Annotated in this window: 11 protein-coding genes, 3 tRNA genes and 1 pseudogene; 5 read left to right on the forward strand and 10 right to left on the reverse strand. The window is 64.0% G+C overall.

The features are described 5' to 3' along the window. From ATB98_RS29750 to ATB98_RS04735, 3 genes and pseudogenes are all read right to left on the reverse strand, one after another. A pseudogene (locus ATB98_RS29750) lies at positions 1-81 on the reverse strand (GTP-binding protein); the annotation flags it as partial. 253 nt (positions 82-334) lie between these two features. After that, positions 335-408 (reverse strand) — tRNA-Gly (locus ATB98_RS04730). 23 nt (positions 409-431) lie between these two features. Next, positions 432-516 (reverse strand) — tRNA-Tyr (locus ATB98_RS04735). 214 nt (positions 517-730) lie between these two features. On the opposite strand from ATB98_RS04735, the gene ATB98_RS04740 reads away from it, so the two are divergent. Beyond that, positions 731-1,606 carry a TrmH family RNA methyltransferase gene (locus tag ATB98_RS04740; RefSeq protein ID WP_066870004.1) on the forward strand — a complete coding sequence of 292 codons (876 nt, stop codon included), beginning with the start codon at positions 731-733 and terminating at the stop codon, positions 1,604-1,606. 14 nt (positions 1,607-1,620) lie between these two features. On the opposite strand, the gene ATB98_RS04745 is transcribed toward ATB98_RS04740, so the two are convergent. Beyond that, positions 1,621-1,902, reverse strand: a complete 282-nt coding sequence (locus tag ATB98_RS04745) for a hypothetical protein (RefSeq protein WP_066869808.1) — start codon at positions 1,900-1,902, stop codon at positions 1,621-1,623. A 116-nt stretch (positions 1,903-2,018) separates the two neighbouring features. Beyond that, on the reverse strand, positions 2,019-2,639 hold the full coding sequence (locus ATB98_RS04750) for an FMN-dependent NADH-azoreductase (RefSeq protein WP_066869811.1): 621 nt from the start codon (positions 2,637-2,639) through the stop codon (positions 2,019-2,021). Between the two features lie 194 nt (positions 2,640-2,833). Between ATB98_RS04750 and ATB98_RS04755 the strand changes: the two genes are divergently transcribed. Further along, the gene (locus ATB98_RS04755) at positions 2,834-3,775 is read left to right on the forward strand and encodes a LysR family transcriptional regulator (RefSeq protein ID WP_066869814.1); all 942 of its coding nucleotides are present in this window, start codon (positions 2,834-2,836) and stop codon (positions 3,773-3,775) included. Between the two features lie 165 nt (positions 3,776-3,940). Here ATB98_RS04755 and ATB98_RS04760 read toward each other — a convergent pair. Next, positions 3,941-4,016, reverse strand: a tRNA-Thr gene (locus ATB98_RS04760). Between the two features lie 158 nt (positions 4,017-4,174). On the opposite strand from ATB98_RS04760, the gene ATB98_RS04765 reads away from it, so the two are divergent. Further along, positions 4,175-4,948 (forward strand): NAD kinase, encoded by a 774-nt coding sequence (locus ATB98_RS04765; protein ID WP_066869817.1) that lies wholly within the window; start codon positions 4,175-4,177, stop codon positions 4,946-4,948. A gap of 87 nt (positions 4,949-5,035) precedes the next feature. Next, positions 5,036-5,533 (forward strand): hypothetical protein, encoded by a 498-nt coding sequence (locus ATB98_RS04770; RefSeq protein WP_066869821.1) that lies wholly within the window; start codon positions 5,036-5,038, stop codon positions 5,531-5,533. A gap of 185 nt (positions 5,534-5,718) precedes the next feature. Here ATB98_RS04770 and prfB read toward each other — a convergent pair. From prfB to ATB98_RS04785, 3 genes are all read right to left on the reverse strand, one after another. Further along, positions 5,719-6,850 (reverse strand): peptide chain release factor 2 gene (prfB, locus tag ATB98_RS04775; protein ID WP_153435764.1). Its coding sequence is split into 2 segments (ribosomal slippage): positions 5,719-6,780 and positions 6,782-6,850, totalling 1,131 coding nucleotides; the frame shifts between segments, so codons are not numbered across the junction. 95 nt (positions 6,851-6,945) lie between these two features. Next, positions 6,946-9,402, reverse strand: coding sequence for a penicillin-binding protein 1A (locus tag ATB98_RS04780; protein ID WP_066869827.1), 2,457 nt, complete (start codon positions 9,400-9,402; stop codon positions 6,946-6,948). 403 nt (positions 9,403-9,805) lie between these two features. Further along, positions 9,806-10,972, reverse strand: coding sequence for an N-acetylmuramoyl-L-alanine amidase (locus tag ATB98_RS04785; protein ID WP_084435296.1), 1,167 nt, complete (start codon positions 10,970-10,972; stop codon positions 9,806-9,808). 816 nt (positions 10,973-11,788) lie between these two features. On the opposite strand from ATB98_RS04785, the gene ATB98_RS04790 reads away from it, so the two are divergent. Then, complete coding sequence (locus ATB98_RS04790; protein ID WP_066869830.1) at positions 11,789-14,584, forward strand: Rne/Rng family ribonuclease; 2,796 nt, start codon at positions 11,789-11,791, stop codon at positions 14,582-14,584. 111 nt (positions 14,585-14,695) lie between these two features. Here ATB98_RS04790 and ATB98_RS04795 read toward each other — a convergent pair whose 3' ends face one another. Beyond that, a complete protein-coding gene (locus tag ATB98_RS04795; protein ID WP_084435292.1) occupies positions 14,696-15,853 on the reverse strand; it encodes a pyridoxal phosphate-dependent aminotransferase in 1,158 nt (385 codons plus the stop codon). Positions 15,854-16,034 lie beyond the last annotated feature (181 nt).

Consider the following 16,034-nt stretch of genomic DNA (forward strand, 5'->3'; position numbering starts at 1 on the left):
CGACGTCTTGCCATGGTCAACGTGGCCAATCGTGCCGATGTTGACGTGCGGCTTATTGCGCTCGAATTTGCTCTTTGCCATGGGTACGCTTCCTGTGGTCAAATACGATGGATCAGCCGGCTGGGCCGGTTTGTCGAGCCGTTTAAGGGTTTCGCGGCATTTGCGCAAGACTTAATTGCGTGCGCCCGGACGGCAAGGTCCCCCTCTCCCGAAAGGTTGCGGCAGGCCGCGGCCCGAACAGCTCCGAACTCAGAGAAAGGCAAGCGCGATCAGCCGCATGCAGAGCTTTGCTCAAGCGACATCGCAAGTCCGGGAGATCATCAAAAAAAGGAACTGGAGCGGGTAGCGGGAATCGAACCCGCGTATTCAGCTTGGAAGGCTGCTGCTCTACCATTGAGCTATACCCGCGGGCCTTCGATCCTCAAGCAGAATGGTGGAGGGAGTTGGATTTGAACCAACGTAGGCTGAGCCAACGGATTTACAGTCCGTCCCCTTTAACCACTCGGGCATCCCTCCATTACTCTGTCGGGATCATCGACCAAGCTTTTGAGATCGTAGAGGAACCGGCGCCGTTTCGTGCCGCCTCGTGATCTGCGCCGGGTATATGACCGCCCACATTCGTCCTGTCAACAGAGCGAAACGCAAAATTTCACAAATTCTCCACAGAGCGGATGGACGGGCAACGCGGAAACCATTTCCCACCTTGGCCCAAGCTCTCTATAAGACGCGCATGAGCAAGGACCGCACCGGCGACAGAAACGCCAAGGACACCCATTACGCCAATCTGCGCCGCGCGCATCGCGATGCCAAACGCGAACGCGGCGAGATTCCGACGCCGCGCCCGGACAAGCGCAAGAAGCTCGCGGCCGACTGGAAGCCGCCGGCGCTCGGCCCCGAGCAGGTCCTCCTCTACGGCCTGCATACGGTGCGCGCCGCCCTCGACAATCCCGAGCGCCAAGTCGTCCGCCTTGCCGTCACCCAGAATGCGGCGGCGCGCCTGGAGCTCGACGACCTGTCGGCGCTCCCCTTCCCGGCCGAGATCGTCACGCCGCAGGATCTCGACCGGATGCTCGGGCCCGATGCCATCCACCAGGGCGTGATGCTGGAGACCCGGCCGCTGCCGCATCGCAAGCTCGAGGCATTGCGCGACTGCCCGCTGATCCTGGTCCTCGACCAGGTGACCGATCCGCACAATGTCGGCGCGATCATGCGCTCGGCGGTTGCCTTCGATGCCGGCGCGCTCATTACGACGATGCGCCACAGCCCGACCGAATCGGGCGTGCTGGCAAAATCCGCTTCCGGCGCGCTCGAACTCATTCCCTATATCCAGATCACCAACCTCGCCGATACGATCGAGGAACTGCACAGGCTCGGCTTCATGACGATCGGCCTCGATTCGGAGGGGCCGCAGCCGCTCGAAGGCACCTTCGCCGGCGACAGGATCGCGCTCGTTCTCGGATCGGAAGGCAAGGGGTTGCGGCAGAAGACGCGGCAGACCGTCACGGCGCTGGCCCGCCTCGACATGCCGGGCGCGATCAAGTCGCTCAACGTCTCGAATGCCGCCGCGATCGCGATGTATGCGGCAAGGCAGTATCTGAAAGGCTGACGCCGCCGCGGCGGTCAATCGAGCTGCGCGTTTCCCGTCGCGTCGAGCCGCGCGGTCGGGCATCCGTCGTGCAGCTTATTCCAGGTCATGACATTGAGGTTCATTTCGCAACGGGCCAGGTAGGACATGCCGCCGACGCGGATGCAGGCGGTCTGGCCGAGCTCGTATTTCAAGCCGTCGCGGTTGCGGCAGGCGCATCGCCTGTCCGGCGGTGACGCAAGCGCATTCCCGGCAGTCACGGCCGCAGCCGCCGCCAGCAAGAATGCCGCAATCGCTCTCACGCGCAGACGCTCCATGACTTGATCATAGCGCAAACGCATGGTCGCGAAAACGGAGAATGCCGGCCGCTCGCGCAGCCGGCATCCTTCCGCAACGAACCGGCATTTCGTACCGGTCGAGAGTGTTTCTTAAATCAGCTCGCCAGCCGCAGAACGCTGCCTTCGGCAATGGTCTTTTCGGCTTCGGCAATGGCCGACTGTTTCTGGTCGGCGCCGAGGTTCAGGCCCTCGGCACGGACGAACTCGACGTCGGTGATTCCGAAGAAGCCGAAGACGGTCCTGAGGTAGCTTTCCTGGTGATCCATGGCGGCAGCCGGACCGGCGGAATAGTGCCCGCCTCGGGTGGAGACGACGATCACCTTCTTGCCCTTGGCAAGGCCTTCCGGACCGGCTTCCGTGTAGCGGAAGGTCTTGCCCGAGACGGCCAGACGATCGATCCAGGCCTTGAGCTGGCTCGGGATGGAGAAGTTGTACATCGGCGCCCCGACGACGACGGTGTCGGCGGCGAGGAACTCCTCGAGCATCAGGCGGCCGATCCGGATATCCTCGGCGAGCGCGGGCTCGACGCCGGCGAGATCGGCGGGCGCCATGATCTGCGCGCCGGTCAGATGCGGCACGCGCTCGACCACGAGGTCGCGATAGGTGGTCTGCGCCTCGGGATGGTCGGCCTTGATCTGCGAAACGATCGCCGCCGTCAGGCGACGGGAAACCGAATGTTCACCGAGGATGCCGGAGTCGATGTGAAGGATGTTCATGGGAAGCACCTTTTGTCTACGTTGCGGTGCACAACATATGATTTGAAAACAATCCGCCGATAAGTACGCGGATATTTGACATTCCGTTTCCCGAGAGAAACAATTGCGGCGAGTTCGTGCTGCCGCCTAGGCGAAATGCGGGTTACGAGCCAAGGCCACCCATATTCTTTCGACCGCCTTTGACGGAGGCACCCATGCAGGATCTGAACGACATCGCCCTTTACGCAGCCGTGGTGCGAAACAATGGCTTCAGCGCCGCCGCGCGCGACCTGAACATACCGAAATCCAAGCTCAGCAAGCATGTCGCGCGGCTGGAGGAACAACTGGGCGTGCGCCTCCTCGAACGCTCGACCCGCAAGCTGCGGATGACGGAGATCGGCCGCGTCTTCTACGAGCACGCCCAGAGCCTGCTCGACGGGGTGGCGGCCGTGGAGGCCGAGATCGCCTCGGCCCGCGCCGAGCCGACCGGTATCGTGCGGCTCGCCTGCCCCTTCGGCTTCACGCCGATGCTCGCCGATATCCTGCCCGGCTTTCACCGCCGCTATCCCGGCGTCCGGCTGCTGATCACCGCCACCAACAGGCGCATCGACCTGATCGAGGAGCGAATCGACGTGGCGCTGCGGGCGCGCGACCAACTCGACACCGACAACCAGCTGATCGTGCGCAAATTCGGCGAGGTGCGTGAGCGGCTTGCGGCAAGCCCGACGCTTCTTGCCCGCCTCGGCGAGGTGACGACCGACAATCTTTCGCAAATGCCGACGCTGTCGATGAACGAGCAGCACCCGAACGACGTCTGGCGGCTCGTGCATGCGAATGGCGGAGAAATCGAGATCCCCCACCGCCCCGTCATCGGCTGCAGCGATTTCCTCATCCTGGAGCGGGCGGCGATCGAAGGCATGGGGATCGCGCTGCTTCCGGACCACATCTGCGAACGCGGCTTCCGCACCGGCGTTCTCGTCCCGGTCCTGCCGGAGTGGACCTCCGGCAACGTCATGGTGCACCTCGTCTTCCCCTCGCGCCACGGCATGCTGCCGGCAACGCGCGCGCTGATCGACTATCTGGCGGAAAACCTGATCAAGGCCATGGAGCGCTGCCGCGAATTCGACCCGCGTCCGGCCGCTTCGTTCGAGATTTGATGATGCGGGCGGCTCCCGACGCCAGGGCTTTTGACGAGGAAGGCGGCCGTCGCTTGGCTGCTGACGGCGTCCGACATGTCCGACAAAACCGGGTCGGAAAAGTCGGATGCAATGTCGGAAGAAAAGTCGGAAACTTAACGAAACCCTTGCACCGCAAGGCGTTGGTGGTGCCCCCAGAGAGACTCGAACTCCCGACCTACTGATTACAAATCAGCCGCTCTACCAACTGAGCTATAAGGGCATTTTTCAGTGTTGGGAGTTACCACAATCTCAATCGGTGTAAAGCAAAAATGCGGCTTCTCGCAATTTTTCGGATGCGTCGGCGGCGGGACCATGCCAGAAAAAGCGGACGCGGTTTCAACCGTCGCTCTCTCGTGCAACGACTAACGGACTGAGTTCATGGCCCGCAAGTTCAGCTCCCTCGCCTTCATCGCCTCGTCGGCGGAAGAGGCACAAAAGGCGGCCGCAGACCTCAGGGCCATCTATGGGGATCATGACCCGGACGAGGCGGACGTGATCGTCGCACTCGGCGGCGACGGGTTCATGCTGCACACGCTGCACAAGACCATGAACAGCGGCAAGCTCGTCTATGGAATGAACCGCGGCTCGGTCGGGTTCCTGATGAACCGCTACAGCACCAAGAACCTGCATGAGCGCATCGCCGATGCGGTCGAGAACGCCTTCCATCCGCTGGAAATGCGCACGACCGACGTCAACGGCAACCAATTCACCGCGCTCGCGATCAACGAGGTCTACCTCTTCCGCCAGTCCTACCAGGCCGCGAAGCTGAAGGTCATCGTCGACGGCAAGACGCGGCTCGACGAGCTCACCTGCGACGGCCTGCTCCTGGCGACGCCCGCCGGTTCCACCGCCTATAACCTTTCGGCGCACGGGCCGATCCTGCCTCTGGAGGCCCCGCTGCTGGCGCTCACCCCGGTCAGCCCGTTCCGGCCGCGGCGCTGGCGCGGGGCGCTCCTTCCCAACCGCGTCACCGTGGACATCGAGATCCTCGAGGCCGACAAGCGGCCGGTCAATGCGGTTGCCGACCATCAGGAGGTCAAGTCGGTCGTGCACGTGCGCATCGCCGAATCGGAAAAGCTCACCGCCCGCATCCTGTCCGATCCGGATCACTCCTGGTCGGATCGCATCCTGGCCGAACAGTTCTCGAATTGACATCACAGGTCGCAGACGGGATGGCGCATGGTTACGAATAGTCGTTCGCAGGTCGCCCCCCGCCCGCGCAGCGAAGGATCGTCGAAGATGCACAAGGCCCTTGTGATAGCGCTTTGCCTCGCCATGCCTCCGGCCGCGCTTCACGCCGAGGATGGCGACATTCTGCCTTCGAACGTCATCTTCGTGACAAGCACCGGCTACTGGGAAGAAAGCGGCGAGGCGCTGCTGCCGGGCGACAAGGCCGGCCAGGAGGGCGTGCCGGCCGCACCCTCCGGTGTGCGGCGCGGCTATTACAAGCTGATCGCCGTTCGCCAGGCGGACGGCACGGCACGGATCCACCTCCAGCAGATCGCCGCGACGCCGGCCGGCCCGGCGGTCGTTTCGTCGGCGGAACTCGAGGAGTTCTCGGCGCTCAAAGCCTATGTCACCGACATTCGCCCGGAAACCTCGACCGGCATCACCCGCCAGCCGGGGATGTTCGCGACCGTCTATCTGAAGACCGACCCGGCGGCGACCGAGCCCGAGTCCTGGACGGTGCTGATCGACGATCTCGGCGACATCAGGATCGAGCGGGAGACGAACTGACAGTCGGCAATCGGCATTGGACGGCGTGTGCCGCTGCCCTTGCCCCTGCCCTCACCCTCTCCCGCTCGCGGACGCTGGCGGAAAGAGGAGACTGAGCCGGCGCCGCGCGTCCCTTCGCCCCGCTTGCGGGGAGAAGGTGCCGGCAGGCGGATGAGGGGCCTCACATGCTCCGCCGCGATGCAACCTCAGTTCAGATCCTCGACGACCGCGTCCGCCCCGCCGCTGACGCGGTGGGCAAGGGCCGCTTCCATGAACTCGTTGAGTTCGCCGTCGAGGACGTCGCCCGGGCTCGTGCTTTCGACGCCCGTCCGCAGATCCTTCACCAGCTGGTAGGGCTGCAGCACATAGGAGCGGATCTGGTGCCCCCAGCCGATGTCGGTCTTCGACGCGGCTTCGGCGTTGGCCGCCTCCTCGCGCTTCTTGAGCTCGGCCTCGTAGAGCCGTGCGCGCAGCATGTCCCAAGCCTTCGCCCGGTTCTTGTGCTGCGAACGCTCCTGCTGGCACTGCACGACGATGCCGCTCGGCATGTGGGTGATGCGCACGGCCGAATCGGTCGTGTTGACGTGCTGACCGCCGGCGCCCGACGAGCGATAGGTGTCGATACGGCAGTCGCTTTCGTTGATGTCGATCTGGATCGAATCGTCGACGACGGGGTACACCCAGATGGACGAAAACGACGTATGCCGCCGGGCGTTGCTGTCATAGGGCGAGATGCGGACGAGACGATGGACGCCCGATTCCGTCTTCAGCCAGCCATAGGCATTGTGGCCCTTGACGAGCAGCGTCGCCGACTTGATGCCGGCCTCTTCGCCATCCTGTATTTCCAGGAGCTCCACCTTGTAGCCCTGGCGCTCGGCCCAGCGGGTATACATGCGAAGCAGCATGTTGGCCCAGTCCTGGCTCTCGGTGCCGCCGGCGCCCGAATGGACTTCGAGATAGGTGTCGTTCTGGTCCGCCTCGCCCGAAAGCATGGCCTCGACCTGCTTCTTCGCAGCCTCGTTGCGCAGCTGCCGGAGCGCTTCCTCGGCCTCGGCGACGATCGCCGAATCGCCTTCCTCCTCGCCGAGTTCGATGAGCTCGATGTTCTCGTTGAGCTGTCTCTCCAGGCGGCGCAGGCCGTTGATGCTGTCGTCGAGCTGCTGACGCTCGCGCATCAGTTTCTGCGCCTCGGCGGCATCGTTCCAGAGCGACGGATCTTCCGCCTTGTTGTTCAACCAGTCCAGTCGTCTTACCGCCTGGTCCCAGTCAAAGATGCCTCCTCAGCAGGCTTATGGCCTGCTTGATTTCGTCGACGATGTTCTCGATTTCGCTGCGCATGTTCCTGCTTCTTATGTGACTTCACGAATGTGACGGTCAAATAGCGATGGCCGCCGCCGATGTAAAGGCGACGGCATCAGGTTCAATCGATTGGCTCAGTAGAGGCCGTTGGAGCCGGAGGTCACGGCCTGGTTCGCCTGCGGCGAGTTCTTCAGGATCTCCTCCGGCGGCACGTATTCGTCGAGGCCGCCGATGACCGAGAAGGTTTCCGCGGGGCCTGTTCCGGGTTTGAAGGCCTCGATGATCGTATCCGGCTCGCCCTCGACGGCCATCATGCCGGTCTTGCGGTTGACGGCGATGAGGCTCATGCCCCCCGGAACCACGAACTTGCCGGGGCGAGTGCCCTTCACGGCCTCCTGCATGAAGGCGTTGAAGATCGGAGCGGACAGGCTGCCGCCGGTGGCACCGCGGCCGAGCGGCGCCGGTTCATCGAAGCCGAGATAGAGGCCGGCGACGAGGTCCGGGGTGTAGCCGACGAACCAGGCATCCTTCTCGTCGTTGGTGGTGCCGGTCTTGCCCGCGACCGGGCGATCGAGCTTGATCTTGCCGGCGGCCGTGCCGCGCGTGATCACGCCCTCCATCATCGACGTCATCTGGTAGGAGGTCATCGGATCGAGCACCTGCATGCGGTTGTCGCCCAGCACCGGCTCTTCCTGATCCGCCCAGTCGTCGGCATTGCAGTTCTCGCAGGTGCGATCCTCGTGGCGGAAGATTGTCTTGCCGTAGCGGTCCTGGATGCGGTCGATGAGCGACGGCTTGATCTGCTTGCCGCCATTGGCGATGACCGCATAGGCCGACACCATGCGCAGGACGGTCGTCTCGCCGGAGCCGAGCGACATGGACAGGAGCGGCGGCATCTTGTCATAGATTCCGAAGCGCTCGGCATATTCCGCGACGAGGTTCATGCCCATGTCGTTGGCGAGCCGAACCGTCATCAGGTTGCGCGACTTTTCGATGCCGAGACGCAGCGTCGACGGACCGGCCGAACCGCCGCCGTAGTTTTCCGGGCGCCAGACCTGGCCGCCGTTCACGATCTCGATCGGCGCGTCCAGAATGACCGACGCGGGGGTGTAGCCGCTGTCGAGAGCGGCCGCATAGACGAAGGGCTTGAAGGAGGAACCCGGCTGGCGCATCGCCTGCGTCGCGCGGTTGAACTCCGACTGGCCGTAGGAGAAGCCGCCGACCATCGCCAGCACGCGACCGGTGTGGGGATCCATCGCGACGAGCCCGCCCTGGACCTTCGGAGGCTGGCGCAGGCGATATTCGCCGGGCTGGTCCTGCAGCGGCTCGACATAGACGACGTCGCCCGGCCCGAAGACGCCCTCCGGCGATTTCGCGGTCTTGCGCTGGCCGCCCGCGGACCGGTAGGCCCATTGCATGTTCTTGGCGGCGATATGCCCGGTCACGCGCTCGGGCACGATCTTGCCGGAGGCTTCCTTTTCCGGCTGGAGGCCGATCTCGGCTCCCTCGCCATCGACGGAGAGGACGACCGCGAGCTTCCATTCCGGCACGTCGCTGAGCGCCTGGATCTTGCTCAAGGGCTCTCCCCAGTCGCCGCCGATCTCGATCGTCTTTACGGGGCCGTGGAAGCCGCGACGCTCGTCATAGTTCAGGAGGCCCTCCTGAAGCGCCTTGCGCGCCGCGACCTGCAGACGCGGGTCGAGCGACGTGCGCACCGACAAACCACCCTCGTAGAGGGCGTTGTCGCCGTATTTCTGGATGATCTGGCGACGGACCTCCTCGGCGAAGAATTCCGAGGCGAAGAGATGGGCGCCGCCGCGACGCGGCGTGACGCCGAGCGGCTGCTTCTTCGCCTCCTCGCCGTCGGCCTTGGTGACATAGCCGTTCTCGACCATCCGGTCGATGACCCAGTTGCGCCGCTCGATCGCGGCCTCGGTCTTGCGGAAGGGATGATAGTTGGCCGGGCCCTTCGGCAGGGCCGCCAGGTAGGCGGTTTCCGCAATCGTCAGTTCCGTCACCGACTTGTCGAAATAGGTCAGCGCGGCGCCGGCAATACCATAGGAATTCAGCCCGAAGAAAATCTCGTTGAGATAGAGCTCGAGAATGCGATCCTTGCTGTAGGCCTGCTCGATGCGGAAGGAAAGGATCGCCTCCTTGATCTTGCGGTCGAGCGTCTGGTCGGCGGTGAGCAGGAAGTTCTTGGCCACCTGCTGGGTGATCGTCGAGGCACCGACCGGGCGCCGGCCGGAACCGAAATTCTGGAGATTGACGGCAATGGCGCGGACGAGGCCGCTCGGGTCGATGCCGGGATGCTGGTAGAAATTCTTGTCCTCGGCGGAGATGAAGGCGGCCTTGACGCGGTCAGGTATGGCCTGGATCGGCAGATACAGCCGGCGTTCGCGCGCATATTCGGCCATCAAGGCGCCGTTGCCGGCGTGGAAGCGCGTGGTCACCGGCGGCGCATAATTGGCCAGCACCTCATAATCGGGCAAATCCTTGGTGACGGCGCCGAGATAGATCGCGACGGCCGCAGCGGCGCCAAGCAACAGAAACGCACCAACGCCGAAAAAATATCCAATCAGTCTGATCATCAGTCAGGTACCGGTACCCTATTATCGCCCCATCGCCAGGTCGCCGCACGCCCGAAGGCCCGTTGTTTCGCGAACGAAATCGACCTTGCCAAACCCTTCCATCAGAAATCGTCTGGTACTTACAGCTACACACATCTGGCAGCCACACGCATTTGGCAGCTACACGCATCTGGAGCTTCCTCATAGGGCGAGGAAACTCAAGCATCAACACTGTTTCCCAACAAATCAGGACGCGCCCTCCCCAAAGGGGCGCGGATTGTGAGCAAAATAGGGCTGGTGTCCGATTATCCCGTGCGCATCTCGGCCAAAAGCATATCGCTGTTACCCGGGCGACACAAATCACTTCCGGAAGCCGGACACGCTCGAATGGGCACGCGAGGGGTGTTCGAAGCGCGGCGACCGCTCAACCGCCGTTTGCAACAGCCGTCTGGCGGTAGCGCTCGACGGCGGTCGCAAGCAGTCCGGACACTTTCTTGCGCCATTCCGGATCGAGCAATTGCTTCTCGTCCTCCTTGTTCGAGAGGAAGCCCAGCTCGAGCAGGACCGACGGCACGTCCGGCGCCTGCAGCACGCGGAAGCCGGCATGGCGGTGGGGGTTGTTGATCAGCCCGATCTGTCCCTCGAACGACGAGACCACGCTGCGGGCGAGATTGACGGAGAAGGCCTGGGTTTCCCGACGCGTGAGGTCGATCAGAATGTCGGCGACCTCCGCCGGCTCGCTTTCGAGCGGCATGCCGGCGATCTCGTCCGAAAGGTTCTCGCGCGCGGCAAGATCGGCTGCGAGGTGGTCGGACGCCCTGTCGGAGATGGTATAGACGGTGGCGCCGCGAATGTCCTTCTGCTTCAGCGTATCGGCGTGGACGGAGATGAAGAGGTTGGCGCTTCGCTGCCTGGCGATCTGGACGCGCTGAGGCAGCGAGAGGAACTCGTCCCGGTCCCGCGTCAGGAATGCCTCGATGCCTGGCTGGCGATTGAGCGTCTCCACCAGATCCTTTGCGAATGCGAGGGTCACATGTTTTTCTTCGGTCTTGGTGACGCCGCCGATCGCACCGGTGTCGATACCGCCGTGACCGGCATCGACGGCGATCACGAAAGCGCCGGCCGTCTTGGGCGGGGCGATGGCCGGCCGATCCGTCTTGGTAGCGCGCGCCGTGCCCGTCCACTGCTGCTCGCTCAACAGCTTGTCGAAGCGGGCTTGGTCGATCCTTTCGGCGTCGAGCACCAGGCGGAAGCCTTTGCCGTCTTCCGTCGGCTTGACCTCCGCATGCGTCACCTCCGTCGGCCCCTTGGCGGAGAGCACGAGCCGGGAAGCCCCCGCCCCCATGCCGCCGTAGCGGATGGCGCCGAAAAGCCCCCGCGGCTCCAGGCTCTCGGGCTTGAGGCCGAAGGAGGTCTCCGGCAGGTCGACGATGACGCGGGGCGGATTGGCGACGTAATGAATGGAGAAATCCGGTTCGCTGTCGAATTCGATCACCAGACGGGTGCGGGCGTCGTCGCCGGCGATGCGCGCGCCATAGGCGAGCAGCGGCGTTGGTTCAGCGGCGCCGACGCGCGGCGCGGGCGCCACCATGAAGACGACGGATGCGACGGTGAGCGCGCGCAGAAGTCCGCGCCATGACGCACGCAAGGAACAAAGCTCGGTTGCCGATGGCTTCACCCGGGACTTCCCTTTCAATCCTCTCGAAAATACCGGCCGAAGGCCCGCCGGCACCAGTGATCGTTCCCCCACCAATGAACCTCGATGGTTAACCGAAGCTTGACGCGACCCCGTCACGATGGCGAATCGCTCGGGACCCGGCGCCTCCCGCCTCGCTCCTAAGGTCCGATTTCACCCGGGCAAGCGAATCGATCAATATTGTGGCCGCAGGGCTTTTCCCTTGCCAATGTGACATAGAAAACATAAAAGCGTCACAAGGAGAAAGTGTTGACGGGATAGAATCGTCGGCCGGGCAGCCGGAGCTTCAGACAAGCTTGGCGCCAGAGAAGTGAGCGAGCCGGAACAGCCGTATCGTCCTTCCGCGGCCGCAGGTGTTCATCCGCCGTCGCCGCATTTCCTCCTTTGTACACTGGATCGCAAATTTCCGGCGGTGGCCGGAATTTCTGATGGTGATTTTCACCGGATGCCCGCAAGCGGGCGTATTCATCGGGCCTCCCCTCGAGGCCCAGGACATTGGCATTCTTGTTTGGTCTTTGATGTGACTCAGCAGTACCGGTCAGAAGTAAAGAGGCCCCGGAACAGAACGGTTCCGGCTGCCGTCTGGCTGCTGCACCATCGCTCGCGCCAAACAGGACCTTTCACATCCGGCGCAGCTTCCGACGTGTTCGACAGCCTTCCGAGCGAAGGCACTCCGTCTGCCGTCCCCCTGCGCCGAGGAGCACAGCTTAGATGGCAGAGAAAATGCTTATCGATGCGTCTCACTCAGAGGAGACGCGCGTCGTTGTCGTTCGCGGGAACCGCATAGAAGAGTTCGATTTCGAATCAGAACACAAGAAGCAGATCCGCGGCAATATCTACCTCGCGAAGGTGACCAGGGTGGAGCCGTCGCTCCAGGCGGCCTTCGTCGACTACGGCGGCAATCGCCACGGCTTCCTGGCCTTTGCCGAAATTCATCCCGATTACTACCAGATCCCCCTCGCCGATCGCCAGGCGCTGCTGAAGGCGGAGGCCGAGGAGGCCCGTCGCGAAGACGATATCGAACCGATCGAGGCCGCTGCCGAGCAGGCGCCCGCGGCAGCCGAGGCGGAGCCCGAAGCCACGATCGAGACGGCCGACCCGGAAGTGATCGAAACGGCCGTTGAAGCCGCCGAAACCGACGCGCCGGCCGAAAAGCCGAAGGCGAAGGCCAAGCCGAAGCGCACCCGCCGCACGAAGGCGAAGGCGAGCGAGGAAGTCGCCGGCGCCGAAGACACCGACGAGAGCGCGGAAGGCGGCAGCGGCGAAATGGCCGCCATGGTCGACACCGATTCGATCTCGGAGGACGTGGAGACGCGCCGCCGTCGCGACGACGACGATTATGACGATGACAACCACGACGGCGAAAAGGAAATCATCGAATCCGTCGGCGCCGAAGACGCGATGGAGGAAGTTCCCGACCGTCACATCCGCAAGCCGCGCAAGCAGTATCGCATCCAGGAAGTGATCAAGCGCCGGCAGATCCTCCTGGTCCAGGTCGCCAAGGAAGAGCGCGGCAACAAGGGCGCGGCGCTCACGACCTATCTGTCGCTCGCCGGCCGCTACTCGGTCCTTATGCCGAACACCGCGCGCGGCGGCGGCATCTCCCGCAAGATCACCAACCTGCAGGACCGCAAGCGGCTGAAGGAAATCGCCCGCGGCCTCGACGTGCCGCAGGGCATGGGCGTGATCCTGCGCACCGCCGGCGCCAACCGCACCAAGGTCGAGATCAAGCGCGACTTCGAATACCTGATGCGCCTGTGGGAGAACGTCCGCACCCTGACGCTGAACTCGACGGCGCCGTGCCTCGTCTACGAGGAAGGCAGCCTGATCAAGCGATCGATCCGCGATCTCTACAACAAGGACATCAGCGAGATCATCGTTGCCGGCGAGGAAGGCTACAAGGAAGCCAAGAGCTTCATGAAGATGCTGATGCCGAGCCATGCGAAGGTCGTGCAGCCCTATCGCGACGTGCATCCGATCTTCTCGCGCTCCGGCATCGAGGCGCAGCTCGATCGCATGCTGCAGCCGCAGGTGACGCTGAAATCGGGCGGCTACATCATCATCAACCAGACCGAAGCGCTGGTTTCGATCGACGTCAACTCCGGTCGCTCGACGCGCGAGCATTCGATCGAGGACACGGCCCTCCAGACGAACCTGGAGGCGGCCGAGGAGGTCGCGCGGCAATTGCGCCTGCGCGACCTGGCCGGCCTCATCGTCATCGACTTCATCGACATGGAGGAGAAGCGGAACAACCGCGCCGTCGAGAAAAAGCTCAAGGACTGCCTGAAGAACGACCGCGCGCGCATCCAGGTCGGCCGCATCTCGCATTTCGGCCTCCTCGAGATGTCGCGCCAGCGCATCCGCGCCTCGGTGCTCGAAAGCACGATGCAGACCTGCCCGCACTGCAACGGCACGGGTCATGTCCGCTCGCAATCCTCCGTCGCGCTGCACGTCCTGCGCGGCATCGAGGAATATCTGCTGAAGAACACCACGCACAATATCAGCGTGCGGACGGTTCCCGACATCGCGCTTTACCTGCTCAACCAGAAGCGCGGCACGATCACGGATTACGAACAGCGCTTCGGCGTCTCGATCATCATCGATGCGGATCAGCACGTGGGCGCGCAGCACTTCGCGATCGACCGCGGCGAGCCGGTGGAAAATCCGGTGAAGATCGAGCAGCTCCTGCACTTCGAGCCGGAACCGGAAGAAGAAGACGAGGTCCTGGTCGAGGAGGAACTGGACGAAGAGGAAGCGGAAGAGACCGCCGCCGAGCGTCCCGAGCAGGCGAAGGCACAGGCCGACGATGGTGGCCGCAAGCGCAAGCGGCGCCGTCGGCGGCGCGGCAAGGGCGCAGGCCAGACACCGGAGCAGGTTGCCGCCGAAGGCGGCGAAACCGCTGCCGATGCAGCTGACGAGGGCGCCGAGGCCGAGGACGAAGGCGAGATCGACGAGACCGCCGCGGGCGACGGCGACCAGAAGCGCAAGCGTCGCCGCCGCGGCAAGCGTGGCGGCCGTCGCAACCGGCCCGAACTGACCGAAACGGAGGCCGAAGCCGGCATTGCGGCAGCGTCCGACGACGAAACGGTCGGCGAGGAAGATGTGGACGCCGCCGCGGCCGCTGCTGTCGAGGAAACGTCCGCGGAGCCGGTAGCGGCCCAGCCTGTAGCGGCCGAGGTGGAGGCGCCGGAGGAAGCAAAGCCGGCGAAGCCGAGGCGCAGCCGCAAGAAGGCCGTGAAGACCGAAGCGGCGGCAGAGATTGCCGACGAGGTCGCCGAAAAGGCTGTCGAGGCCGAGCCGGAGCTCGCCGATTCGGGCACGGCAACGGTCGAGCAGGGCGTCGAGCAGGCCGTAGCGGACCTGGAGGGGGCAAAGCCGGCCAGGGCGAACCGGGATCTCTCGACGATCGCCTCCGAGCCGGTCGTGACCTCAAGCAAGTCCGAGGGAGAGGAAGAGCCGGCCAAGCCGAAAAAAGGCGGCTGGTGGCAGCGCCGCGGCTTCTTCTGAGAAGGACAAGTCGATTGAGTTAAGAAAGCCCGGAGCGATCCGGGCTTTTTTCATGACTGTGGAAGAAGGTCGAGGCGATGCCTGTGGCCCAGCCTCAGCTTGAAACATCCATCATGCCAGCCAGCGCGCGATGCGGTCCATCGCCTCGGCCATTTCGCCCGGCGAGCCCGCATAGGAAAAGCGCATGGTCCGGTGCCCCTCGACCGGGTCGAAGTCAAAGCCGGGCGTCGCGGCCACGTTGATTTCCGCCAGCATCCGCCGGGCAAAGGCCATGCTGTCATTGGTGAAGCGGCTGACATCCGCATAGGCGTAGAAGGCGCCGTCCATCGGAGAGGCGATCGAGAAGCCGATGCGCGGCAGCCGGTCGAGCAGGAGGTCGCGGTTTGCGGCATAGGCCCGCTTGTAACCATCGAGTTCCTCATGCGCGCCGAGCGCGGCTTGCGCGGCGATCTGCGAGAGCTCCGGCGGGGAGATATAGAGGCTCTGGGCGATTCGCTCGAAGGCACGGACCTGCTTCTCGGGCAGTACCATCCAGCCGATGCGCCAGCCCGTCATGCAATAATATTTCGAGAAGGAATTGATCACGATCGCGTCGTCGGCAACCTCGAGCGCGCTCGTCTCCTCCCCGGCGAAGGTCAGGCCGTGGTAGATCTCGTCCGAGATGAAGGCGATCGACTGCGCCCGGCAATAGTCGGCGAGCACCTTCAGTTTCGCTTTCCCGGTGACCGTCCCGGTCGGATTGGCCGGACTGGCGAGAAGCACGCCTTTCAGGGGCCTGCCGGCGCGCGTTGCCGCGCGCTCAAGGCTCTCGGGCGTCAACGTGAAGCCCATTTCGGCATTGGCCTCGATCTCGACCACGTCGAGCCCGAGCGCTGCCATGATATTGCGATAGGCCGGATAGCCGGGCCGCGCAATCGCCACGCTGTCGCCGGGATCGAAGAGGGCGAGGAAAGCGAGATTGAAGCCGGCCGAGGATCCGGTCGTAACCGCGACGCGTTGCGGGTCGAGCGCGATACCGTGGCGGCTATGATAGTGGTCGGCGATGGCGCGCTTCAGGGACAGAGTGCCGAGAGCATCCGTGTAGCCGAGCCGGCCGTGATCGAGGGCGCGTTTGGCCGCTTCGAGCGCCGCCTTCGGAGCGGGATGCGCCGGCTGGCCGACGGCCATGGAGATCACCGGGTGCCCGGCATCACGCCGCCGCGTGGCTTCCGCCAGCACGTCCATGGCGTGAAAGGGCTCGACGGCGCTGCGTTTCGACATCTGTGCCAAGGACAATCCCTCACGAATACATCGACGTCCCGCCCCTTTGCCCGATCGCATCCGCCTTCACAAGTATGCGAACGCCGCAATTCGGCCGATTTTGCCATTTCGTTTCGCGTCGGCGCGCCCTATGCTCGAATGAAACCGGCGCAAACCGGCACTTTGTCGTTGTCTTTCAAACAGGCGTGTT

The organism is Sinorhizobium saheli (genome assembly GCF_001651875.1).
Classification (GTDB): domain Bacteria; phylum Pseudomonadota; class Alphaproteobacteria; order Rhizobiales; family Rhizobiaceae; genus Sinorhizobium; species Sinorhizobium saheli.